The sequence below is a fragment of the Flavobacterium sp. genome (assembly GCF_040402955.1).
Taxonomy (GTDB): Bacteria; Bacteroidota; Bacteroidia; order Flavobacteriales; family Flavobacteriaceae; genus Flavobacterium.
This window is the reverse complement of sequence record NZ_JBBALQ010000011.1, coordinates 22,436-47,304: the sequence shown is the minus strand read 5'-3', so window position 1 is coordinate 47,304 and position 24,869 is coordinate 22,436. Positions and strand designations below refer to the sequence as shown.

The following is a 24,869-nucleotide window of genomic DNA, read 5'->3' as shown; positions in this document are numbered from 1 at the left end:
ACTTTTTACTTTTTACTTTTTACTTTTTACTTTTTACTTTTTACTTTTTACTTTTACCCTTTACCTAACACCCTTCACCCATCTAAGGAATATACTTTTTCTCAAAATTAGGTTTGCGTTTTTCTAAGAACGCATTTCTACCTTCTACAGCTTCTTCGCTCATATAGGCCAAACGTGTGGCTTCACCAGCAAAAACTTGTTGTCCCACCATTCCGTCATCAGTTAAGTTCATCGCGAATTTTAACATTCTGATAGACATTGGCGATTTACCTAATATTTCTTGTGCCCATTCGTAAGCAGTAGATTCTAATTCGGTATGAGGAATAACAGCATTTACCATACCCATTTCGTAAGCTTCTTGTGCCGAGTAGTTTCTTCCTAAAAAGAAAATTTCTCTTGCTTTTTTCTGTCCTACCATTTTGGCTAAATACGCCGAACCATAACCGCCATCAAAACTGGTTACATCAGCATCGGTTTGTTTAAAAATGGCGTGTTCTTTACTTGCTAAAGTTAAATCGCATACCACATGCAAACTATGTCCGCCACCAACAGCCCAACCCGGAACCACAGCAATAACTGCTTTTGGCATAAAACGAATTAAACGTTGTACTTCTAATATATTTAATCGGTGATAGCCGTCTTCGCCTACATACCCTTGTTTGCCCCTTGCTTTTTGATCGCCACCGCTACAAAAACTCCAAATTCCGTCTTTTGAAGAAGGTCCTTCTGCAGATAATAAAACCACTCCAATAGAAGTGTCTTCGTGGGCATCTTTAAAAGCATCTAATAATTCGGCAGTTGTTTTTGGTCGGAATGCATTTCGAACATCAGGTCTGTTGAAGGCAATACGCGCCACACCATCACATTTTTTATACGTGATATCTTCGTACTCTTTTACGATTTTCCAGTTGATAGTTGACATTTTCAATATTTTTTATCAAAAATACTTCAAAAATACTTTAATTTGCAAAAGCAGATGACATTTTTATATAATCAAAGCCAATAAAACATTCAATCTACTATTTCGCCCTAAAAAACAGCTAAACAATATATGAAATACAAATCGGACTTTAGTAAAATTAATTTCTTTATACCTCTATTGCCTGCAGTACTCGTATCGCTTATTGCTTTTTTATCTGGAGATTCTATTGAAATGGTTTTGGCGCCTATTGGTATTCTAATTTTACTTTTAAGTGTATTAATTACGGTTACATTTTTCACTACCTATTACGAAATTCAAGAAAATATATTGATTGTTTCTATGTTTTTTTACAAAACAAAAATTAAAATTTCAGAAATTAGAACCATAAAATATTCCAATTCTATACTAAAAACAAATTTTTACAAACCAGGCTTTCATCACAGAGGCATTGAAATTGTTTATCACAAATACGACGACATATTTATATCACCAATCAACAGAGACCAATTTATTGAGCAGTTAATCGAACAAAATTCAACTATAGAAATCAGAAAATAATGAGAATACGCCTTTCCCTTTTATGCCTTACTTTATTCATACTATCTTGCAAAGACAAAGCATCCGAATTTTCAAAAAATAATGGTACACAAGAAGCACAAAGCGACTTTTTTGTAGCGTTTAACGAATTAGATTCTGCGTATTGCGAGAAACAAAAAAACGAAATCAGTTACCATTACAATAAATTAATTAACAAAAGTGATTTTTATGGTCAGTTTTTAGTCGCAAAAAACGGAAAAATCTTGTTTGAAGATTATCAAGGATTTGCCTACAAAGAAAAAGACGATAAAAACAGAAAAAATAAGCCCATTCATATCGCTTCTGTAAGTAAAGTTTTAACGGCTGCTGTTATTTTACGAATGGTTGACCAAGAAAAAATTGGGTTAGACGATAAAGTTTCCAACTACTTAGAAGGTTTTTATCATAAAGACATTACAGTAAGAATGTTATTAAATCACCGAAGCGGCTTACGTCATTATGGTTATTTTATTGAGCGTGATGTAAAATGGGACAAATCGAAACGCATTACCAATCAAGATATTTTAGATTTAATCAATTCCGGAAAAATACATTTGGAAAGCAAACCTGGTACCCGATTTGCGTATTGCAACACCAACTATTCTTTATTAGCGCTTATTATTGAAAAGGTTTCTGGAATGCGTTATCACGAAGCGATGAACGAACTACTTTTTAAACCGTTAGGAATGAAAAATACGTTTGTTTTTGATTACGAAAAACACCACGACACGGTAAGTCAAACCTATAAATCAAACCGAATACGTTTGGCTTTTGACCACTTGGATTTAGTATATGGCGATAAAAACATTTATTCTACAGCACGTGATTTATTAAAATTTGATTTAGCAACGTATTCGGATAACTTTTTTAGCGAAAAACTAAAGAAAGAAATTTTTAAAGGGTACAGTTACGAATCGAAAGGTGAAAAAAATTACGGATTAGGCATTCGTTTACGTGAATGGAAAGAAGCGCCAACTCTAACCTATCATAACGGTTGGTGGCACGGCAATACCTCATCGTATATAACGCAAAAAACAGATACGGTTACGATTATTGCATTATCTAACAAAATGACTTACAACACCTATAAAACTAAGAAATTCATAGCATTATTTAACCCTAAATATCCTGTAAAATTAGATAATAGCGATGTTGGTGGTGCTAATGAATAAGAGTTACTGATTTACAAATTTGAATGCAATTGTAGCAATATCAGCGTGCAACCCATCGGTTCTTTCGTAATGATTGAATCTGAAATCGATGTTTTTTAGTCCGAATTTCCAAATTTTCGCAGCGGTGAATATGTCGGTATACGTAAATCCGGCACCATATTGGTTGGCGTTAAACGTAGACAAATCAAAATCTGAAGTATAGAATTTTTCAGTAGAAAAATGGTGTTCAAAAGGTGCAAAATATTTAGATTGCAACTGTGTATAATATCTATACATTGGAAAAATGGTGAATTTATCAGATACTTTCACAGGAATTTCAATAGAAGCCGTATGTGCTTGTATTTCCCAATCGTCTGAATAATAACGGTAATACGTTCTAAAAACAACTTTCTCGTTTAAGTAATAATTTAATCGTGCGCCAATAGGCAATTTAAAACGTGTGTTTGGTAAACGTTCAATATCATCCGCCAAACGATACACATCACTATTTAAAGGGTTTTCGTAATTAGAAATACTTGCAGGATTTCCAATATAATAATTGGGTTTATCTGCAAAATAGACTCTATGATACGGTGTAGACAACATCCCGTCTTGTTGTAACAAATCAAAAAACATTGAAACCTGAAACTTTTTGGTTAGTACTTGAGAAAAACCGAAAGAAGCCGAATAGGAATTTCTTCCCACAGCACTCCATTTTGTGAACGTATTAGGCAAATAAGCGGATGAAACAACACCATTTTGATTATATACCGTAACACCTGCAAAATAACCATTACTCTGAAAACCAGAGCCAAATTTACCAAACTCGCTCAATTCGGTTGGATAAATTGGGCGCCATTGATCTAAATAAGCATTGACTTTCAATGAAACTTCTGAATTCTTATCATTAAATAATTTCGAAATGCCTCCTCCAAAACCAATTGAAGTATAATCGTATTCATTTGAAAATGCCACATCGGCATTCCAAATGAAATTTCTATCGTCGCTATTATGACTGTAATTGGCATTTATGGCAGCCAACACATCACTTTGTGAAGCACCTGAAGACGCTTGCCAAGGCGAACCTGTCGGGCCTGTAGCCAATGCCGCAGCGGCTACTCTATCGTCATCATCTTCACCACCACCTCTGGAAGCACCTGAAGCATTAAACGGATTAATATTACTTGACGAAGCTGATGTATATGCAGAAATTCCGCTATCAATTGTCAAAACATCATCGTCATTTAAAGGCATAGCAATTACAATGTTGGCTGTAGCATTAGTTAATTTTTCAGAACCAATTCCACCACCTACAGAAGAATGCGTACCGTCTTGTTTGTAATAACTGGATAAAAAATCGATTTCAGTAGTTTCTAAAACACGTTTTTTAAATACAATGGTAGAATCATTTTTTACTTGCGCATGCGACAATAGCGAACATAAACTTAGGGCGAATACTATTTTTTTCATCTTTATAAATTAATTACAACCGCAACCACCACCCGATTTTCCACCATTGGCACCAGCAGCTGCTTCACGATACACTTGAAAAGACGTTTCGTACCGCTCTGAAGCACGAGCAGATAATTTCATATCTACATCGTTGATTTTTTCTTTTTCATACTCTTTAACCGAATTACAGGATTGGAACACCAAAAGTAACACCGTTAATATTAATAACTTTCTCATATTTTATTTATTTACAAACCAATTAAGGAATGCTTTTATTCGTATTTTTTAATGTCAATTCCTTTTGAAGTAAAAATTTTACCTTTATCATCCACAATAATGCACTCAATGCCTTTTAGTTGATTGATTAAGTTCAACCCTACTTCTACACCCAACACAAAAACACCTGTTGCCAACGCATCTGCAATTTCTGTTTGTCTGGCAAAAACCGAAACACTTACTATGCCAGTTGCTGGATATCCAGTTCGCGGGTCAATTATGTGCGAATAGCGAATGTTGTTAAACGTGACATATTTTTCATAACTTCCAGACGTTTCCACAGCGCTATCAATCAACGGAAACGTAGCGAATACTTTATTCTTATTAACTGGATTTACGATACCAACCGACCAAGGTTTACCATCGGTTTGACTTCCCCAAGTGTTTATATCGCCAGAAACATTTACAATTCCGGCCGCACAACCTTTGGCTTGAAGTACTTCTTTCACTTTATCGGCAATGTAGCCCTGACCAATACCGCCAAGTCCTAATTTCATACCGGCATCTTTAAGAAAAATGGTTTTGTTTTTGGTATCTAAAATTATTTTTTCATAACCAATTCGTTCTACTGATTTTTTAATCGCTTCAGGCGAAGGCATTTCTTTCATCGACCCATCAAATTTCCAAATTTTATCCATTGACGCATACGAAATATCGAAAGCACCATCCGTTAATTTAGAAATTTTAATAGCGCGTTCCACCAATTCAAATACTTCGTTATTGACTTTAATAGGAACTATACCTGCATTCTGATTTACTTGTGAAATTTGTGTGGTCGGAATCCAATCTGAAATTAAATTTTCAATTCGTTTTACTTCATTTACAGCTGAATTGACATAAAAATTTCCTTCAACCGTGTCTTTGGCTACTACAGTAATTTCAAACGGACTGCCCAATAAAGCGTACTTTTTCTTGTGTGTAATTTGAGAAAAAGCAGTTAAGGTTCCTAAAAACAAAAAAAGACAAAATTTCAATTTCATTATTTTACCATCGCATTTAAAAGTTGCACATATTCTGTAGGCGATACATTCTTATAGCCCGTAATTCCTAATACTTTACCCGTAGCGTCTAATAAAACTACCAATGGAAAATTACCTTCTTTATTGTATTTTTCGGCTAATTTTTTATTACTTTCTGTTTGTTCTGCCGAAAGTAAATTCCCTTTTTTCTTTGGAAAATCGGCTTTTAACAATACCCATTTCTTTTCTGCTTCAGATTGAAAAACATCAGATTGAAAAATAGTCCTGTCTAATTTAATGCAAGGTGCACACCAATCAGATCCTGAAAAAACCAAAAGAATGTTTTTATTCGAAGCGGCGGCTTCCGTTTTGGCGGCATCTAAAGAAGTGGTCCAATTTTGAGAAAAAGAAATTGTAGCTGAAAATATAAATGCAAATAGAATTATTTTTTTCATGGCTTTTAAGAATTGTTTAATGTTTTATTTATAACACAAATATACGAATTTTATTGCTTAATGGCTTTGTTAAAATATTATTTATTTGTTATATAATTACGTTATAAAAGGGTTCCGAAAATTAATAAGGAAGAATAAAAGAAAATTTGCTAATTTTGCAAAAAAAAGAAACCATGATTTTACCTATATACGGATATGGCGAAGCTGTTTTAAGAAAAGTTTGCGAAGACATTACGCCAGAATATCCAAACTTAACCGAAACATTAAGCAATATGTATGAAACCATGTACAATGCTTATGGCGTAGGTTTGGCAGCACCTCAAGTAGGTTTAGCCATCCGATTATTTGTAATTGACACCACCCCTTTTGCAGATAGCGACGAAGTTACTAAAGAGGAATCCGAACAATTAAAAGGATTTAAACAAACGTTTATTAATGCTAAAATTTTAAAAGAAGAAGGTGAAATTTGGGCGTTTAATGAAGGCTGTTTAAGTATTCCCGATGTGCGTGAAGACGTTTTGCGTCATGAAACCATTACTATTGAATATTACGATGAAAACTTCGAGAAGAAAACAGAAACTTACAACGGATTGATTGCCAGAGTAATACAGCACGAATACGATCATATTGAAGGTGTTTTGTTTACCGACCATTTATCTATGTTAAAGAAAAAATTAGTAGGTAAAAAACTGCAAAATATTATGGAAGGCAAAGCAAGACCCGATTATAGAATGAAATTTGCCAACCTAAAAATCAAATAAATCGGACCTAAAAATTTTATGTTTTATTTTGGATTTTCAAATTGGAAATTCATTTTTTAAAATATATATTTGCGACCATATAAAAACAAAAAACTATGAGTTTTCAAAAAATATTAGCCATTTCTGGAAAGCCAGGATTATACGAATTAAAAGTACAAACACGTTCAGGATTTGTAGCGGAATCTTTATTAGATGGTAAAAAAATTACTGTAGGATTAAGAAGTAACGTAAGTTTATTAGCTGAAATTGCCGTGTTTACTTACAATGAAGAAGTAAAATTAATTGATATTTTTAAATCAATAGCTACCAAAGAAAACGGAGAAGCTACTATTTCGCACAAAGAAACAGACGACAAATTAAAAAGCTATTTTCGTGAAATTTTACCAGAATATGACGAAGACCGAGTATACACATCGGATATTAAAAAAATATTCAATTGGTATAATATATTACAACCAAAAGGCTATGTTACTTTAGATGCTTTAAATACCGAAGTAAAAGAAGAAACCCCTGAATAAGCTATTTCCATCAAAAAAATATAGTATATCCCATTCTTAATTTAGTTTGGGATTTTTTTTTAACTTTGACGTTAGGAAAGGCAAAAGTAAAAAGGCAAAAGTAAAAAGTCTAAAAATCTAACCAGTCTAAAAATCTAACCAGTCTAACAATCTAACAAATCTAACAATCTAACAAATCTAAACATGAACACAAGAGCACAACAACTACAAGCCTTTGAAAGATTACTGGATATTATGGACGATTTACGTGAGAAATGTCCGTGGGATAAAAAGCAAACGTTAGAAAGCTTGCGTCATCTTACCATAGAGGAAACCTATGAATTGGGTGATGCCATTTTAGATAATGATTTGCCTGAAATTAAGAAAGAACTGGGCGATTTGTTACTACACATTGTGTTTTATGCCAAAATAGGTTCGGAAACAAATGATTTTGATATTGCCGATGTGGCCAATAGCATTTGCGATAAGTTAATAGACCGCCATCCGCATATTTTTGGCGATGTGGTGGTGGAAAACGAAGAACAAGTAAAACAAAATTGGGAAAAGCTGAAATTAAAAGAAGGCAGAACTTCGGTATTAGCAGGTGTTCCAAAAAGCTTACCTGCATTAGTAAAAGCCAGCAGAATTCAAGATAAAGTAAAAGCCGTAGGATTCGATTGGGAAGAAACCCATCAAGTTTGGGAAAAAGTAGAAGAAGAAATTGCCGAATTACAAGTGGAAATAGCCGCAAATAATAAAGATAAAATGGAAGCCGAATTTGGCGATGTGTTATTCTCTATGATTAATTACGCCCGCTTTTTAAATATCAATCCAGAAGACGCCTTAGAACGCACCAACAAAAAATTCATCAAACGCTTTCAGTATTTAGAGAGTAAAGCCACAAAATTAGGCAAATCGTTATCTGATATGACATTAGCCGAAATGGATGTGTTTTGGGAACAAGCGAAGAAGGTTTAGGGTGAAGGGTTAAGGGTTAAGGGAAAAATCTAAAAAATCTAAAAAATCTAAAAGTCTAACAATCTAAGAAATCTAAGAAATCTTAAATGTCTAACAATCTAAGAAATCTAAGAAATCTAAGTAGTCTAAAACATCTAACAATCTAAGAAATCTAAAAAATCTAAGAAGTCTAATATGTCTAACAATCTAATCCGTCTAACTAGTCTATTATTAAGCATCCTATTCATTTCATGTGGTGAAACGGAATGTGATTGTGTGTCGCCACCAGAAGAAACAATGTATTTTCCAACAAATACAGGCACTTGGGAAACCAAAACACCTGAAAGTTTGGGATGGAATACGGCAAACATTGCGGCACTTGACACCTATTTAACCGAAAAAAACACCAAAAGTTGTATTGTTTTGCACAACGGAAAAATAGTTTTAGAAAAGTATTATAACGGACATACTGCCACTTCACTATGGTATTGGGCAAGTGCGGGAAAAACATTAACGGCAACCGTTACAGGGATTGCAGCACAAGAAGGACTAATAAATATTAACAACAAAGTATCCGATTATATAGGATCGGGCTGGACGAGTGCGCCTTTAGCAAAGGAAAACCTAATTACTTGCAAGAATTTATTAAGTATGAATTCTGGGTTAAACGATGCTTTAGGCGATACGGTTACACCCAGTAATTTACAATACGTAGCCGATGCAGGCACCCGATGGGCGTATCATAATGTATATGTAAAATTACAAGATGTGATAGCCACTGCCACCAACCAAACGTGGGACAACTACTTTAACAACAAATTACGCAACCCAATTGGTATGACTGGCGCTTGGGTAACAGATCCAACGGCATTAAGCGTCTATTGGAGCAACAGCCGAAGTATGGCACGTTTTGGCTTACTGGCTTTAGCCAATGGCAATTGGAATGGTACACAAATTATCAATTCAAATTATATGAATGCTGCCACTACAACATCTCAACCCATTAATTTAGCGTACGGCTATTTGTGTTGGCTAAACGGAAAAAGCAGCTTTCGACTTCCTCAAAGTCAATTGCAATTTAATGGTAGTATCATCACTACCGCCCCTGCAGATATGTATTGCGCATTAGGCAAAAACGACCAAAAAATTTACGTGGTTCCCAGCCGCAAATTAGTCATTATCCGAATGGGTGAAGCCGCAGACAGTAGTAACTTAGCCCTTTCTACTTTTGATGAAGTGCTTTGGCAGAAGATTAATGCGGTGGTGAATTAGATGGTTTGATTTTTAGATGGTTAGATTGGTTAGACGGGTTAGATGTTTAGATGTTTAGAAACCTTAGATTTTTAGAATATAGAGAAAAGAATATAGAGTATAGACTTTTGACTTTCGACTTTCGACTTTCGACTTTCGACTATAGAGATAATCAGCAAACCCTCTTAAATTATGAAAACCTTTGGTATACTGCCAAAGGTTTTTTTGTTAAATACCTGAATTTTTTTGTTCAGGACGTGAAATTTTACGTTATACCACCCCAATTTTTTACGTTCAGAACGTGAAATTTTAGGTTTTCAATTAATCCAAGTCCTGAAATAATAAAAAAATATCGCACTAAAAGAAAGTACTACCAATTAAGATTTCTTAAAATATAGATTGGCAAAGTTTGGTTTTTTTTTTGTATGTTTGAAAATACTAAAATAAACACATCCCAAATCTTTAAAATTAACCGAATAGATTATATTACCAATGAAATACAAAAACATACGAGAAGAAGAACTTAAAAACAAAGTAGGTGGCTTCGAGAACCTCAGCCAACAACTTATTAGGTTCTTTAGACTAAACTTTAAGTTTTTTTTATAATTATATATTTTGGCTACTGCGATATATTTAGTTTATTTGTTATTAATACTTGTTAAGGCGTTACAACCATAGCAGCAATTTTAAAAAAATATAAACTAAAATTCACAATATGAAACATATGAAAAAAATCTTGTTTACCTTGTTTTTAGTAGCGGTAGTAGTTAGTAGCGTAGTGGTTGCCAACAACGATACTAAAAAGGAAACTTCTAAAAAAGCCATACAAAAGCCACTTACTGCTGAAGAAATGAAAGCAGCTCGTAAAAAATGGGAAGCTACACCAGATGGTATTGCATACAAAAAATGGGAAAACGCTCCAGAAGGTAAAAAAGTAAACGCCAGTTATGAAAAAGTAAAAAAGCACTTTAAAGATTTCAGGGATATGGAAGCTGTGGTAACTTCAGTTACGTTTCAGCGTGAAAACGCACAATCAGGTGGTCCAAAATGGCTTATCTTAGAAATTGAGGGCGAAACATATATGATGCAATTTATTCCTAAAGAATTTGAGCCACTAAAAAGTTTAAAAGTAAACGATAAGATACTTGTAAGAAGTCGCAGCGCAGGTTTTTCGCACAATCATCCGTATTTAATACTTTCTGGCGACTATATTGCAAAAGACAATAAAGTACTTTTTAAACGTGTATTTAATAAAAACAATCATTGTTAAATAATTAAAATAGCTTGTTATTTTTGAAGGGATTAGCATAAAAAAAGGGTTTTCAACTAGTTTGAAAACCCTTTTTCTTTATCCTAAAATCTGACTGGCGTGTACTTTGGTTTTCACATCAGATATAACATCAGTTATAGTACCATTTTCGTCTATTACAAACGTGGTTCTATGAATACCATCATATTCTTTACCCATAAACTTTTTTGGGCCCCAAACGCCAAAGGCTTCAATCACAGATTTGTCTTCATCCGCCAATAAGGCAAATGGGAAACTGTATTTTTCTTCAAATTTCTTTTGTGCTTTGGCACTATCGGCACTCACGCCTATCAATACGTAATTATTAGCTTGAAAACGTTCATAATTGTCTCGTAAATCACAAGCTTCAGCGGTGCAACCCGGCGTATTGGCTTTCGGATAAAAGAATACTACTAGTTTTTTTCCTTTATAATCTGCTAAGGAATGTTGTTTTCCATTTTGGTCGGTTCCTGAGAAACTTGGTGCGGTATCGCCTACTTTTAAATGTGTCATGTTTTTTTGTTTTTTGTTTGTTGTTTTTGAAAATCCTTGTAATCCGTGGTAAAAAAATTAACCGCAAGGTTCGCAAAGATTTACGCAATGTTCGCAAAGTTTTTTTTTGTTGATTTTTGATATTGTTATTAATTTTTGAAAATCCTTGTAATCTGTGTAATCTGTGTAATCTGTGTTAAAAAAAATTAACCGCAAGGTTCCGCAAAGATTTACGCAAGGTTCGCAAAGTTTTTTTGTTGATTTTTGATATTGTTATTGCTATTGATTTTTGATATTGTTCTTGCTATTGATTAACTTTACCACTTCAAATATACAAAAATGACTAAAAAAGAGCGTGCAACATTTGTTATAAATACGTTAAACGATTTGTATCCTGAAATTCCGATTCCTTTAGACCATAAAGATCCGTACACGTTACTAATTGCTGTTTTACTATCGGCGCAATGTACAGATGTTCGTGTCAATCAGATTACACCCTTATTATTTGCTAAAGCAGATAATCCGTACGATATGATAAAAATGAGTGTGGAAGAAATTAAAGAAATCATTCGTCCTTGTGGTCTGTCGCCTATGAAATCGAATGGGATTCACGGTTTATCACACATCTTACTCGAAAAATACAATGGCGAAGTGCCTCAAAGTTTTGAAGCATTAGAGGCCTTACCTGCCGTAGGACATAAAACCGCAAGCGTAGTAATGAGTCAGGCATTTGGAGTACCTGCCTTTCCTGTAGATACGCACATTCACAGATTATTATACCGTTGGAATTTAACATCTGGTAAAAATGTGGTGCAAACCGAGAAAGATGCCAAAGCTATTTTCCCTATAGCAACTTGGAACGAATTGCATTTGCAAATTATTTGGTACGGCAGAGAATATTCACCTGCAAGAGGTTGGGATTTAGAGAAAGATATCATTACCAAAACGATTGGAAGAAAGTCTGTTCTTAACGAATATTATAAAAAAAATGCTTCGAAATAGTTTCCGAAGCATTTTTAATCAATTTACAATGTTTTCAAAAGTAAGCGTGCCTACTGTTATGATTTTCATTGCCCGCGAATAACTCAATATAAAACTAACTGCACTTTTACTGGGTTTCATTTCTTTAATTGATTGTCTTTTTTTAGCGTAAAGTTTCCCCATATACGAACTTAATTGTTTATTTATAGGATAACGCAAAAACACATTATATTATTGTATGAAACGTTTAATTCGTTAAAATAATATTATTTTTTTCGATAATTTTTCTCAAGTTAATTACACCATAGCGCATTCTACCCAAGGCAGTGTTGATGCTCACACCTGTAATTTCAGAAATTTCTTTGAAACTTAAATCTTCGTAAAAACGCATTTTTATAACTTCTTTTTGGTCTTCTGGTAATTGCTCTAATATTTTTCTAACATCTAACGCAACTTGGTCATCAATTAGCTGATTTTCAATAGACAAACTAGAATCGGTCATAAAATCAAAAATACTATATTCGTCGGTTTCACGCTGATACGGCATTTTCTTATTATGTCTGAAATAGTCAATTACTAAATTAGAAGCAATCCGCATTACCCAAGGCAGAAACTTACCCTCTTCATTATAGCCTTTGGTGCGTAACGTTTTAATTACTTTAATAAAGGTATCTTGAAAAATATCATCGCATACCGAACGGTCTGGAATTTTAGAATAAATAAATCCGAAGATTTTAGACTGGTGTCTTTCTATTAAAACTTGTAAAGCTGTTTCTTCTCCACTAATGTAGTTTTGCAATAAAATTGCGTCAGGAGTTTGTACCTTATTTGCCATAAATATACTTTTTAGATTTGGAACTAAAATTTTAAAAAAAGTATTTTTATATAATAAGCAAATAGGTTTTAGGGGTTAATTAGTAGCAAATATAATGTTAAATATTTCTAAATACCAAATATAATTTAAAAATTTAACGTTTTTATTGTAATTAAGTATTGAAACAAAGTAAAAATACCTCACAAAAATGGATTTCTGTGAGGTAATATCTAGAATTTTATTGTTTAGTGATAACTATTTCACTATCATTTTTTTAACGCTTCTTTTGTCTCCAGAGTAAACTGTTACTAAATAAATTCCTTGTGAAAGATTTTTAATATCAATGTTGTTTGTATCCGTTTTCGTTTCTAAAACTAACATCCCAGTCATATTATATACTTCTACTTTGTCAATTTCATCTTTAGAATTTATATTTATGTAATCTTCAACGGGATTTAAAAATGAAAAATCTAAAGGTTCTTGAATTGATGCCACTTCTAAAGCACAATTACTACCTACCACATACGTATAATAATTTGTAACTGACATACCACCAGAATAAGCAAACTTCACACCATAATTTATAGTGCTACCGATAGTTTGACCCGTAATGGTGTGTGTAAAAATAGTACCTGATACATTTGTCATTTGAGTTTCAGCAAATGGACTTTGTTTCCAAAGAAAAGCCACTACTCCAACTTTGTCTGTATCTAATAAGCCATAAGTAATTTTAACACTGGTTCCTAACGTTTCAAAGGCATAAGTATATCCTGTAGTAAATGAACCTATTTGTGCTAAATTACTAGTGCCGAAACATCCAGTTACAGCTGTAGTAGTTGCATTTATAACAATTGGATTTGATACAAAATTATTTCCAGACAAATCACTTGCAGCTATTGAAAAAACATAATTTGTATTTGGGTTTAAGTTTGGAACCACTACCGATTTTTGAACTCCAGAAGGGCTAGCTGTATTTATTGTACCACCGCTATAATTAATGCTATAAGAAACATTTCCTGAGTTATCATTACCGTTTAGTAACAATTCAATAGTTGAACTAGTTACTGCACCAATAGTGGCTGTGAAATTAGTTGGTGGTTGGTTGTCTACAGTTGTATTTTGATACACTCTAACATAATCAACAACCATAGTCGCTTGATTGAAGTTTGAAGGAATAGTTCCCGCTACGCCGCCCATAGCGATATTTAATAATAAATATTGTTCTGCATTAAATGGCCAATTATTCGGCGTTTTAACCGCAGGATTATAAGTATAAAACGCTACTCCATCTAATAAAAAAGTTATTTGAAAAGGAGACCAATTCATAGAATATACGTGGTAATCGGTTCCTAAATTAGCGGCAATAGTTCCCCCAATATTTGTGGTATTCCCAAAAGATGAAGGGGTATGAAGTGCACTTTGTACATATCCTGCAGGTTGCGATTGTGTGATACCATGTTCCATAATATCAATTTCACCGCATGCTGGCCAACCAGTTGTTCCAAATTGAGCATCAAAAAAACCACCATCTTCATTAATATTTTTCCCTAACAACCATAATGCAGGCCAAGTACCTTGATTAGTTGGAATTTTTGCACGAATGTCCACACGACCGTATAGAAAAGCAAATTTTGAATTTAATCGTGCAGATGTATATTGTTTTGTAACACCTTGACTGGTGTAAGGTTCTTTTTTTGCTGTAATATTAAGAAAACCACCAGTTACAGATGAATTTGTAAGTTGGTTTGTGTAATGTTGTACTTCGCCATTATACCAATTTCCTCCGGCTGGCAATTGCGTTTGATGATGCCATTTGGTTGCGTTTATTGCTCCAGTGCCATCAAATTCATCTGACCAAACTAAATTATTATACACTACATCAACTTGTGCAAAACCAAATTGTGTTGCAAATAATAGTGTTAAAAGTATCTGAAATACAGTGTTTTTTTTCATATTTATTTTGTAAAATTGCATCATTAAAAGTTTTATTTAAATTTGGTCAACTTGTTTTTGAGCTAAAGCTTTTCTTTCCACTAATTCTTTCTTAATTTCATTTGCTTTTTTCTCGGTAAGATTGTAATCCCACATGATCCACATAGCTATTAATGTGCCACATATTGGCACGCCAGAGAAAAATAATCTCAAACCTGTAACAGCTCCTTCTGGTTGAGTAGGTGCTCCGGCTTTAAAGGCTACGGCAGACATAATAACACCTGTTAATAATCCTGCAATGGCAAAACCAAATTTTACCATCCACCAATAAATAGCGCCAAAAATTCCTTCTCTCCTTTTTCCTGATGCTAACTCATCCATATCACAGACATCAGCAGTCATTGACATCATAAGTGTAAACAAACTTCCAATACCGAAAGCGAAAAATGGCAATGCGAATAAAAACATATATGGCTTACCTGGAATAAACAGTAACCATAATAATATATACCCAAATACTGAAATACCTTGAGAAATTAAAAACGCTGTTTTTTTCTCCATTTTTTTTGACATCCATGCCACAATTGGAATAACAATAAATGTAGTTGCTAATGCGCCTATACATCCAAAAAGTGTCGGCCAAATTCCTGCAGCAGCAGTATCTCCATTAAATAGATAATAAACCACAATAAAAAAGGTGAAACCTGCTACTGTATTGAAAGCATTAAAAATAAAAAATGTAGCAATACAAAGTTTTCTAAATGGTTTATTAGAAAACGCTTCTTTAAAACTACTTAATATTTCTTTTAAACTACCTCCAATAGTTTTAACTGTTAAAGGTTTTAAGGTGTCATCAAATTTGGTTGATTTACTTTTAATGAAAATGGCAGGTACCATCGCTAAAAGCATAAAAACTAATCCTACCCAAATGGCTAATGTTCTTGTGGCTGTATCTGCATTTGGAAACCAAGCAGGGTCGTACATAATTACCCAAAACCATGGTGCAATTACCCAAGCCCACTGACCTATCCATTGAGAAATAGCCATTATACTGGTACGTTCGTGAAAATCGTCACTCATCTCATATCCCATTGCCACATACGGTACACTAAAGATGGATAGCCCAATGTGAAAAATTAGTGACATTACTAGAAAAAATATGAAATTATAAGTCACACTGTTTTCGCGGTACAATTGCCACATAATAATAAAAGAAATTCCCATAATGATGGAACCTACAAAGACATATTGTCTTCTTCTCCCCCAATCTGATTTTGTATTATCAGATATAAACCCCATGATAGGATCAAAAAAAGCGTCAACTATTCTAGGTACAAAAAATAAAACACCCCACATCCATGATGGCATTCCTAAGTTTTCGACTAGTACTACCATAAAAATCCCTAAGGCTGCTGGAAACATTTGATTGGCAAGCATTCCTAATCCAAAGGCAATTTTTTGACTCATTGGAACCATTACTTTGGTATTTGTAATATTATTTGACATATGTTTAATTTTAATTTTGCAATTAGTTAGGTTTTATAAGTATTGTTTGAAGTGTATTTGCGTCTATAGTAATTATTTTATTCTTTTTATTTAATTGAATATCAATGGTTTGAATACGCTCAGTTGGATTAAAAATAGCCACTGCTATTGAACCATCCAGATTCTTAACTGCTGTTGCTACTACCTCTTTATTAGCTATAATACATCCAATTTTTATAGCTCCTGGACGCATAAACTTACTGAAATGAGCCATCACATAATATAAAGGTGTAAAATAAACCTCATCATTTTTATCATCAACAAGTATTGGAGCCAAGCACCAGTTTTTGAACCAATTGGGGCCGCCTTGTCTATCTAAGACCATATTCCAATCAACCCATCCATCTACCCAATTGTTTAAACAACCAATTATATCCATAGCGTAACGATGAACAGGTGCATATTTTGGATGCAAATATTTTTCCTTTTCGCTTGCCCAATCCCAACCCCAATCTGTTGCTTCTTTTTTCCAATACCAAGCATCATCTTGCCAATGTGGAATTTCTGAATCTACACACCCTTCGGTTTCAATTAAATATTTATTGGATGCTTTTTGGTGAGCGTATTGTAAATCGGCTGGAAAAACTTCGTAAGTACTTTCATACCAATGAACGGCCATCCCATCAAAATATTTAGAGGTGTTTGCGTCTTTATACATTTCGTCTGCCCATTCTTTAATGCCTGCACGATTTTGGTCGTATCCAAGAATTTTCACATTTCCCCAACCGTCTTTTTCTAATTTTGGACCTAAATGATTTTGAACAAAAAGTGTCATTTCTGCCGGAGAAAAAAGCGTACTTTCCCAATTGTTTCCGTTACCATGAGGTTCATTTATAGGAGTAATTCCCCAAATATCAATACCTTCCTTTTTATAAGCATTCAAATATTTAGAAAAATAAAGAGAAAAAGTGTCGTTGTATTCCGGTACTAATTTCCCTCCAACATAGCTTTTATTGTCTTTCATCCATGGCGGACAAGACCAAGGGGAAGAAATGATTTTAAAGCCTTCCTTAGAAATTGCTTTTGCATCTAAAATCATCGGAATTAAATCGGATTTATCGTCTTCTATGGTAAAATGTTCCAAAGACCTATCGTTTTCAACTTTGGCATAGGTATAATTGTTTAGAGAAAAATCGCATGAAGCAATATGAGTTCTGGTAAGTGAATAATTGGCACCTGCTTCACTGAAATAGGCATTTAATATTTTGTTGCGATTTTCTTTTCCTAATTTATTCAATAAATAAGCTGAAGATTCTGTAAATGAGCCTCCAAAACCTGTAATCGTTTGAAATTTTTCATCAGGGTTAAGAGTAATAACAATTGGATTTCCTTCGTTAGAAAATTGGGTGATTTTAGTCAATGAATTTCCACTTGCAGATGTTTCATAAACTTGCACTTTCATTTCTTTTGTGCTTGAGCAACTGAACATCGACAATACAAAACAAGTTGTCAATAGTTTGAAAAACGTTATTTTAAAATAATTTTTAGACATAATTAATTTTGCTTACTAAGTCTTGGAACTTTTACATCCTGCCATAAAGCATTTTCGTCTCCATTATAGGTTTTTGTAATTGGTTTCCCATTGCGAGTTAAACCATTAAAAAATCCTTTATCAACTTTATCCCAAAGCGCAAATTTGGCTTGATTCTGCAAATTGAACAATCCGAAATGATTCTCGTATCCTCCCGGATTTGAACCATCTTTCCAATTTTCATCAAAAGCTTCAAAATAAAAACAAGTAATTTTTTCTTTGTTTGACCATTCTCGCATCAATTTATAATATTGAGCGGCTTTGTATTCGTCTGCTGCTTTAGAACCTTTATCTCCGTAATATATATTATCAATGGTAGTCCAACCTGTTTCACCAATATGAACGGGTTTATCTACGCCAATCGATTTCATATATTTTACAACTCCATTATATTGTGAAATAGCATAATCTCTGGCTCTTAACATAGCCGCATCTATTTTCATTTTATCGGATAAATTTGCTTCATTTTCTTTAATTTCCCATATTTCTGGAAAATAACGTTCGTCGTGAATAGGATACGAATGCAAGGAAATATAATCTACGGCTTTTATTAAGCTATTCAAATCTTCGGTGTGATATTGCTCCTCACCGCCTCCCCAAGAAAGATAATTGTCTGAGCTTGTTATCCATATATTTTTTGGTAATTGTTCTGATTTTTTTAATTCTTGTAAATGATTAACCCATTTTAAAATTATAACTGGTGTAACATAATAACTGGTTGCCCATTTCACCATTGCTTCATTTCCAACAGAAATAATTTTGATAATCTCTGGATATAGATTGGATAATTCTACAGCTTTTTGAATTTCAATTGTGTTACGTTGACTTTCTTCATCATGAATTGGAGCAATTTCTGTCCAAGCATTTTTACAATCAATCCAAACGCCTAACATCACATACATTTCAAACTTGGGATTCTCTTTTTTTAATTCGGTTATGGCTTTTAGCACATTTACTATTTCTTCACGATGCAGATTATAGGTTCTGATTATTTTAATATCTAGAGCTGCTAAAATTTTTAAATCCTCCTTAACTTCGGAAACATTTGGTTCATTATCTCTTGAATTAGTTCGATAGCCACCATAGCAAATAGCTTGATATTTAGGATTTCCCAATAATTTTTCTGCCGTCATTTCTCTTGAAACCAAATTACTAGTAATCATTGGTTTACATGATATAAAAAATAGTAATAGGATGTAAATCAGCTGTTTCATTATCTTAAAATACTTTCGTTTAAATACACTTCAATTACTGAAATTTCATTTGTGCGTTGTACTATTTTTTTACTTTCTTCTTCATTTAATTCTAAAGAATCAAACGTTTTTGTTTCTCCATTTTTATAGTTCAAAACAATTTTACTGGCGTTGTTAATTGTATAAATAACTGGAACTTGACAGGTAGTAAATGCTAAGCTATTTTTCTTAAGATGTAATTGTTTTTTTAAACCGTCAACCATAATAAATGAAGCATCGGTGTCATTGGATAAAAACGCCTCTTTTTTGAGAAAGGCTGGTTGAAAATGTAATTTTCCATGATTCATTTTCACACCAAATTCACCTATTCGAACAAGGACATCTTCTTTTACTTGTCCTGTCATACCGGGTTGTTGAGCACCTTTACCAAAAGGCGTATGCGAATAAGGATCAGTTGGAAAAGCACCGTACACTTTTGGCGATTTATGAATGCCAATTCCAGCTCCGATTTCATCAAAATGGTGCACTAATTCACTTATTGTTGATTGGTCTTCATTAGCATCTATTGCTTTATTAATAACCTCTAAAACAGCTAAATGCAACTTAGAGACCATGTGCCAATAAATAGAGCCTAAACCTTCGTAACCATAAAAAGTTCCGGAACGACCAGTAAATGCTTTATGATTAAATACTTCTTCAAAAATTTGCAGAATAAGTTCTGTGTCTTTTTTGACTAACTCTTTTAAATCGTTGTTTTGAGCTACTTGTTCCAAGGCAATTTTTAAATCGCTAGCGTTATGAAAATTTCCATTAAAATGATAATTTCCTTTACTATCTTTATTAATTAATTGATTATTCGATTGACTTAAAAGCTGATTTAATAAAGCTGATTTTTCTATGCTATCCTTCGGAATCGTGTTTTTTTCTAAAAATTTAGGTAATTCTTTATTTGGATATAAAATATAGCTGTTTTGATCTTTTCTGTACAAATCACTATTTCTTAAAGCGTCCAATACTTTTATTGATTGTTTTGCAGAAAGAAATCCAGAACTTAAAATAGCTACTTGACCTTCTAACATTTCTGGCAAATAAGAAATTGAAATGCCATTGTTTTCAACAGACATTAAATTATATGCGTGATAAAGATGATCTTCTCTTTGGTTGGCTTTTATTGAATGTTCGATGAAATCAATACTAACTTGAGTGAAATTTTTCAAACCTTGCATGGAATGCGTTCTTTTTTTACCCCAAAATCCGCTATTATAAACATGGAATCTATATTCAGAAGCGGCTTGACCTAACGAATCAAGTATTTTTTTTCTGTCTTCATTTGAAATTGAACCTGATAATACGTGCTGTTGGGAAAGTAAACTTTCTCTAATTGCATGGTAAAATTCCACCATTTCATTAGAAATTTTAATTGTTTCTTGGTCAGAATTATTTAATAATTGCTGAAAAAACTTTAGAAATCTTCTTAAATAATTAAGTGTAACCATTGAAACACCATTGCCTACTAATGCATTATTTGCGTCATTCCATTCTGGGCGTTGGGTATTCATCCAAATTCCCGCTTCAGGAATAAAGTTAGACATTTTAGCCAGTATGGTAGCTAATAACTTTTCAATTAAATTTACATGATATATGTCGCCATTATTATCTCTTAATAAGGCACCATCAGCGCCATTTTCTTTGCGACGTTGATTGATTTTCGCATCCCATTCATGATTAAATTCAATAGTATCTTTTGAATTTTTTAGTATATCTTGATGCGATTTGATAGTGTAAGGCACTGCTGCATAAACGAAATATTCCTTATCAAAATAAGATTGAAGTTTTCCTGGTTGATAATTTTCTATGAATTCTAAAAACTTTAATAAATAGATAATCTGATGATCACCCCAATAACCAATGTAAGACCAAGGATTATCTGGCTCTATCGTTTCCCAATCAAAACCATCTTTCGTAACACGGTATGGATTATATCCATCAAAAGTTGACGCATTTAAAAACTTGTGAATCATTCCGTCAATAAACTCCGGATAAGCATTCGCCAATGATTCCCAATTTTGAAAAATATCTCGCCAATTTCCTTCGTAATCTAATATTTTTGAACCGTCTATTTCACTTCTTGTATTGATAGAGAATTTATTCCATGGACGACTAGGGTCACCATGTCTTCGGCTAAATTTTAATGGAAGATATTCTGTGCAAAGTCGAATTAAATCTGCATTATTATGGTTATAAATTAGTTGTTGCAGAAATGAATAATCAAACGTTTCTGGTAAATTTTTTATAAAGGTTTCTTCTTCTTTAAATAAACTTTTATTTGCTTTAGCGATGTAGTTTACGAAATCATTTTTCTCAATTGAATAATTATTATCAAAAATACCACCTCGCATGATATTAAATAAAATATTTGAAAAATGACGCGAATCTTTTCGTTTATCTGCAGTAAATTGTAATCCATCAGCAGTTGCATTAAGTGCAATAAGATTTTGAGTGCCTAAATCGATATCTTGAATGATTTGATTTTCAAGAGTTTCGTCATTAGAAATTGCATCGGCAATTTGAATAACTTCCGATTGATTTTGATTTACATTGGCAATTATCTTCCATGTTTTAATTGCGTTTTTTTCTAAAACCAATTTTGTGGAAATAAAATAAGCACCTTTTTCTCCTTTTATATCTGTTTCTTGATGAATGTCTTGAAATTTTCTAAAAGCTGAAAGCTGAAGTGAAGAAAGTAAATACGATGGTTTATCTAATCCTAAAGACCAAACAATGTTTGCCTTTAATGCTTCACTAGGTTCTGCTTTATCTACAATAATAGCACTTAAAGCAAAAATTCCCAAACCACTTTCTGAATGAAGTTCATTTCTCTTATAAGCATCAACTAAATTACTAGTTGAATTTTGCAAGTCGCTGTTAACACCTTGAGGTAGTATGTTTTGAATTCCGTCTAAAACATTTATGTTGTAATCAATTTGAGAATCGTTAATCAATTCTGATTTTTTTACAAAACCAAACAAATTACTTGAACTCCATTGGTATCTGTAAGTCAAATTAAAATTATGATGAATTTCTTCAAAAATAATTTTATTTCCAAATTCGTTTTTATATAAATTCCTAGTTAAATTATAGGTTTCATTGAAACGTTCTGAAAAAGGTTCCCAAATATATTTCTCATTGTTTTTATCAATTTGAAAAATAGTTTTACTGCCTGTAATATCTGCAAATTCAGTTATTTTATCATCTGTATAATAAGGAAAAAGTGCAAACTCAGCATTTTTTCTTCCGGCAGTTAAACCGCCGTTACTTGAAATAAACATCCAGTGATTGGAATCACTAACGACACTCATAAAAAAGGGTCGCATCAAATCATGATTAGTGATTTTAAAAAACATTTCATTATTTATTAAAACCGATTCTAAATTTATTTCTTTCTTATTATTAGTGTCAGATATAGGGGTATTTGGGCTCATAATTGCTAGAATTCAATTGTATTTCTTAGGCGTGTTTAGACATTAGATGTCTTTTCTAATAAATGGTTTGTTTATAAATGGTTATTGGTAAACCCTTACGTAATCTACTAACATTTCTTGTGGAAATGGCGTTTCGCTGTTTGGAGCACCAGGATAATTTCCTCCTACAGCCATGTTTAGTATTATGTAAAAAGGGTTGTTAAACACCCAGTTACCCGTTACTTCTGATGGCGTAATTTGATTGTAAAGTACATCATCAACATAAAAGTTTATATAGTTTTCGTCCCATTCTACACCAAAAATATGGAAATCGGTATCAAATCTGCTATTTGGTAGCGCATAGGTTTTAGTTATTGCATTACCACCAGAATAACCAGGACCGTGAACTGTTCCAAATATTTTAGTGGGGCTACTCCCTAAATATTCCATAATATCAATTTCTCCACATTGCGGCCAAATAGCTGTATCAGAATTAGAACCTAACATCCAAAAAGCTGGCCATAATCCTTTTCCTCTAGGCAATTTTATTCTTGCTTCAAGTCTTCCGTACTTGGTTTCATATTTACCTTTAGTTAAAATACGGGCTGATGTAAAAGCTTCCCCCATATATTGTTCTCTTCTGGCTGTAATTTTTAAAAAACCATTTTCAACTTTAATATTCTCAGGTCTATTGTTATAATACTGCAATTCGTTATTTCCCCAACCGTTACTACCAGTACCAATATTGTACGACCATAAATTAGGATCAGGAGCTCCGTTAACATTAAATTCATCGCTCATTACTAAGGTGTTTTTAGTAACAACAGTTTGTTTATCATCTTTTGTGCAACTATTTAATGAAAAAATAACAGCAGTAGTTATAATAATTTTGTATTTTATTTTATTAGATATCATCTTTATTTATTTTTTAATTGTGAAAATATATATTGTCTACATATATTATTGAATTATCCCCACCTTCCAGAATAATTTGAGCTAAGTGGGATCTACTTGCTAAAGTTGTCATTGCAGAAAATGGAATTTCTATTGAAATCCAATTTTGAGAAACCAAAGCGGTAGGAGTTGTTGCTGTAAATGTTGTAGAATGTCTGGTATCATCACCTCCACCAAAAACACCATTTGCTCCAAAATCTACAACTAGCACTCTTAATTGTCTTCCTGGCGCTATAGGTCCCGGAATAAAAGCGTCTAAATGTATAAGTGTCATGCTATTAGCATTCACGGTTGGACTACTAAACTCGATTCCAACAAAATTAAAGTTGGTGTAATTCAATACATTGTCACCTAGAACTGAAAAATCGTTAGATAAAGTAGTTTGCCACGGTTGCCAATAGCCATTATAATAATTAACTGGAACATTAGTATATACATCTGAGAATATAGAAATTACATTAGATGGACTCAATGTTGGAATAGGTGCGTTGACATAAGCACCTGAACAATTAATTATTAAACTTCCAGTAGCGGGTTGACCATTAAATGTGGCTGTAATTGTTGCTGTACCCGCTGCGATTGGAGTTACAACACCTGCATCATTTACAGTAGCAACAGAAGTATTGGAGGATGTAAAATTTAAAAAAGCGGGACTAATAGAAACAGATTGATTCATACCATTAGGCATGTTAAATGTTGCTAATGCACCTGTTATTGTTGAAGTTACACCAACAAAAGTAGATCTAGTAATGTTATTACCATTCATTATAGAAGCTTGTAAAGGTAAAATAGTACCTAATTTTTCAAATTTTAATTCATCAATCCAAAAGGTATATCCAAAACCATTTGTACCTTGAGTACCTGCAGAATATCTAAACATACCTTTTTCTTGCACTAATTTTGAAGCATTAGGAATTGGAATAATGTATTTTGTCCAAGCCGTTCCTAAACTAATATTTCTCATTGTAGTTATGTATTTGTTTGGATAAAAGTCTTCTCCAAAACCAATCTCTCCAATTGTTACCCCTTGAGAGGCTTTAGCCCAAAACGTAAGCGCATCATAACCTGTTAAATCTCTACCTGCTCCATCTACTCTTAAAATTCCTCCAGCATAATTCCCTTGAGGATCAGTTGCATTTGGAACATCAAAACGCATCGAAGCATTCCCTTTATAACTCACATTACTATCGACTGACCAAGCACTAAATTTTGAACCAACTGGATTATTAGCGTCAGGTCCATAAGGAAAGTAGAAATTAGTACCCATACCTACTGGTGCATCTGTAAATACTTCAGCTGTTTTAGCAAATGTTGCATTTTGAGCTTCATCTGATACCTCTCTTTCACAATTCAAATTGACAAGTGTAACAATTGTCATTAAGAACGCACTTCTTAAATAATTAATTTTTGTATTTTTCATT

The 24,869-nt window shown here is 33.1% G+C and carries 22 protein-coding genes; 8 read left to right on the top strand and 14 right to left on the bottom strand.

Going from position 1 to position 24,869, the window contains the following annotated elements; genetic code table 11:
- Window positions 1-82 precede the first annotated feature (82 nt).
- Window positions 83-922, bottom strand: coding sequence for a 1,4-dihydroxy-2-naphthoyl-CoA synthase (locus ABWP78_RS06545; RefSeq protein WP_291241568.1), 840 nt, complete (start codon window positions 920-922; stop codon window positions 83-85).
- A 129-nt stretch (window positions 923-1,051) separates the two neighbouring features.
- Between ABWP78_RS06545 and ABWP78_RS06540 the strand changes: the two genes are divergently transcribed.
- Both ABWP78_RS06540 and ABWP78_RS06535 read left to right on the top strand, forming a co-directional pair.
- Window positions 1,052-1,480: a PH domain-containing protein gene (locus ABWP78_RS06540; RefSeq protein WP_353169977.1), complete on the top strand. Its 429-nt coding sequence runs from the start codon at window positions 1,052-1,054 to the stop codon at window positions 1,478-1,480.
- Window positions 1,480-2,670: a serine hydrolase domain-containing protein gene (locus ABWP78_RS06535; protein ID WP_353169976.1), complete on the top strand. Its 1,191-nt coding sequence runs from the start codon at window positions 1,480-1,482 to the stop codon at window positions 2,668-2,670. Before ABWP78_RS06540 ends, ABWP78_RS06535 begins: the two co-directional genes overlap by 1 nt.
- Before the next feature lie 3 nt (window positions 2,671-2,673).
- Here the strand turns inward: ABWP78_RS06535 and ABWP78_RS06530 are convergent, their stop codons facing one another.
- The 4 genes from ABWP78_RS06530 to ABWP78_RS06515 are packed head-to-tail and all read right to left on the bottom strand — an operon-like array spanning window position 2,674 to window position 5,791.
- Entirely contained in the window at window positions 2,674-4,119 is a 1,446-nt protein-coding gene (locus tag ABWP78_RS06530) for a DUF3570 domain-containing protein (protein WP_353169975.1), read from the bottom strand.
- A 9-nt stretch (window positions 4,120-4,128) separates the two neighbouring features.
- Window positions 4,129-4,338 (bottom strand): DUF4266 domain-containing protein, encoded by a 210-nt coding sequence (locus ABWP78_RS06525; protein WP_353078232.1) that lies wholly within the window; start codon window positions 4,336-4,338, stop codon window positions 4,129-4,131.
- Window positions 4,339-4,373: 35 nt separating this feature from the next.
- Window positions 4,374-5,357 carry an FAD:protein FMN transferase gene (locus tag ABWP78_RS06520; RefSeq protein ID WP_353169974.1) on the bottom strand — a complete coding sequence of 328 codons (984 nt, stop codon included), beginning with the start codon at window positions 5,355-5,357 and terminating at the stop codon, window positions 4,374-4,376.
- Complete coding sequence (locus ABWP78_RS06515; RefSeq protein WP_353169973.1) at window positions 5,357-5,791, bottom strand: thioredoxin family protein; 435 nt, start codon at window positions 5,789-5,791, stop codon at window positions 5,357-5,359. Before ABWP78_RS06515 ends, ABWP78_RS06520 begins: the two co-directional genes overlap by 1 nt.
- Window positions 5,792-5,964: 173 nt before the next feature.
- On the opposite strand from ABWP78_RS06515, the gene def reads away from it, so the two are divergent.
- The 5 genes from def (at window position 5,965) to ABWP78_RS06490 (ending at window position 10,527) form a co-directional block, all read left to right on the top strand.
- Window positions 5,965-6,552, top strand: coding sequence for a peptide deformylase (def, locus tag ABWP78_RS06510; RefSeq protein ID WP_353169972.1), 588 nt, complete (start codon window positions 5,965-5,967; stop codon window positions 6,550-6,552).
- A 95-nt stretch (window positions 6,553-6,647) separates the two neighbouring features.
- Window positions 6,648-7,070 carry a DUF5606 family protein gene (locus tag ABWP78_RS06505; protein WP_353169971.1) on the top strand — a complete coding sequence of 141 codons (423 nt, stop codon included), beginning with the start codon at window positions 6,648-6,650 and terminating at the stop codon, window positions 7,068-7,070.
- Between the two features lie 183 nt (window positions 7,071-7,253).
- Window positions 7,254-8,027, top strand: a complete 774-nt coding sequence (mazG, locus tag ABWP78_RS06500; RefSeq protein ID WP_353169970.1) for a nucleoside triphosphate pyrophosphohydrolase — start codon at window positions 7,254-7,256, stop codon at window positions 8,025-8,027.
- Between the two features lie 174 nt (window positions 8,028-8,201).
- Window positions 8,202-9,278: a serine hydrolase domain-containing protein gene (locus ABWP78_RS06495; protein ID WP_353169969.1), complete on the top strand. Its 1,077-nt coding sequence runs from the start codon at window positions 8,202-8,204 to the stop codon at window positions 9,276-9,278.
- A gap of 703 nt (window positions 9,279-9,981) precedes the next feature.
- The gene (locus ABWP78_RS06490; RefSeq protein WP_353169968.1) at window positions 9,982-10,527 is read left to right on the top strand and encodes a hypothetical protein; all 546 of its coding nucleotides are present in this window, start codon (window positions 9,982-9,984) and stop codon (window positions 10,525-10,527) included.
- A 78-nt stretch (window positions 10,528-10,605) separates the two neighbouring features.
- Here ABWP78_RS06490 and bcp read toward each other — a convergent pair whose 3' ends face one another.
- Complete coding sequence (bcp, locus tag ABWP78_RS06485) at window positions 10,606-11,058, bottom strand: thioredoxin-dependent thiol peroxidase (protein WP_353169967.1); 453 nt, start codon at window positions 11,056-11,058, stop codon at window positions 10,606-10,608.
- A 318-nt stretch (window positions 11,059-11,376) separates the two neighbouring features.
- On the opposite strand from bcp, the gene ABWP78_RS06480 reads away from it, so the two are divergent.
- Window positions 11,377-12,039 (top strand): endonuclease III domain-containing protein, encoded by a 663-nt coding sequence (locus ABWP78_RS06480; RefSeq protein ID WP_353169966.1) that lies wholly within the window; start codon window positions 11,377-11,379, stop codon window positions 12,037-12,039.
- A gap of 226 nt (window positions 12,040-12,265) precedes the next feature.
- Here ABWP78_RS06480 and ABWP78_RS06475 read toward each other — a convergent pair whose 3' ends face one another.
- The 8 genes from ABWP78_RS06475 to ABWP78_RS06440 form a co-directional block, all read right to left on the bottom strand.
- Window positions 12,266-12,853, bottom strand: coding sequence for an RNA polymerase sigma factor (locus ABWP78_RS06475; protein ID WP_353169965.1), 588 nt, complete (start codon window positions 12,851-12,853; stop codon window positions 12,266-12,268).
- 234 nt (window positions 12,854-13,087) lie between these two features.
- Window positions 13,088-14,785 carry a family 16 glycosylhydrolase gene (locus ABWP78_RS06470; protein WP_353169964.1) on the bottom strand — a complete coding sequence of 566 codons (1,698 nt, stop codon included), beginning with the start codon at window positions 14,783-14,785 and terminating at the stop codon, window positions 13,088-13,090.
- A 36-nt stretch (window positions 14,786-14,821) separates the two neighbouring features.
- The gene (locus ABWP78_RS06465; RefSeq protein WP_353169963.1) at window positions 14,822-16,270 is read right to left on the bottom strand and encodes an MFS transporter; all 1,449 of its coding nucleotides are present in this window, start codon (window positions 16,268-16,270) and stop codon (window positions 14,822-14,824) included.
- Between the two features lie 22 nt (window positions 16,271-16,292).
- Window positions 16,293-17,711 (bottom strand): glycoside hydrolase family 30 protein, encoded by a 1,419-nt coding sequence (locus ABWP78_RS06460; protein WP_353169962.1) that lies wholly within the window; start codon window positions 17,709-17,711, stop codon window positions 16,293-16,295.
- A 92-nt stretch (window positions 17,712-17,803) separates the two neighbouring features.
- Window positions 17,804-19,003 carry a glycoside hydrolase family 17 protein gene (locus tag ABWP78_RS06455; protein ID WP_353169961.1) on the bottom strand — a complete coding sequence of 400 codons (1,200 nt, stop codon included), beginning with the start codon at window positions 19,001-19,003 and terminating at the stop codon, window positions 17,804-17,806.
- Window positions 19,004-19,053: 50 nt separating this feature from the next.
- The gene (locus tag ABWP78_RS06450; protein WP_353169960.1) at window positions 19,054-22,515 is read right to left on the bottom strand and encodes a 1,3-beta-D-glucan phosphorylase, GH149 family; all 3,462 of its coding nucleotides are present in this window, start codon (window positions 22,513-22,515) and stop codon (window positions 19,054-19,056) included.
- Between the two features lie 81 nt (window positions 22,516-22,596).
- Entirely contained in the window at window positions 22,597-23,409 is an 813-nt protein-coding gene (locus ABWP78_RS06445; protein ID WP_353169959.1) for a glycoside hydrolase family 16 protein, read from the bottom strand.
- A gap of 13 nt (window positions 23,410-23,422) precedes the next feature.
- A complete protein-coding gene (locus tag ABWP78_RS06440) occupies window positions 23,423-24,868 on the bottom strand; it encodes an Ig-like domain-containing protein (protein ID WP_353169958.1) in 1,446 nt (481 codons plus the stop codon).
- Between the last annotated feature and the right edge of the window lies 1 nt (window position 24,869).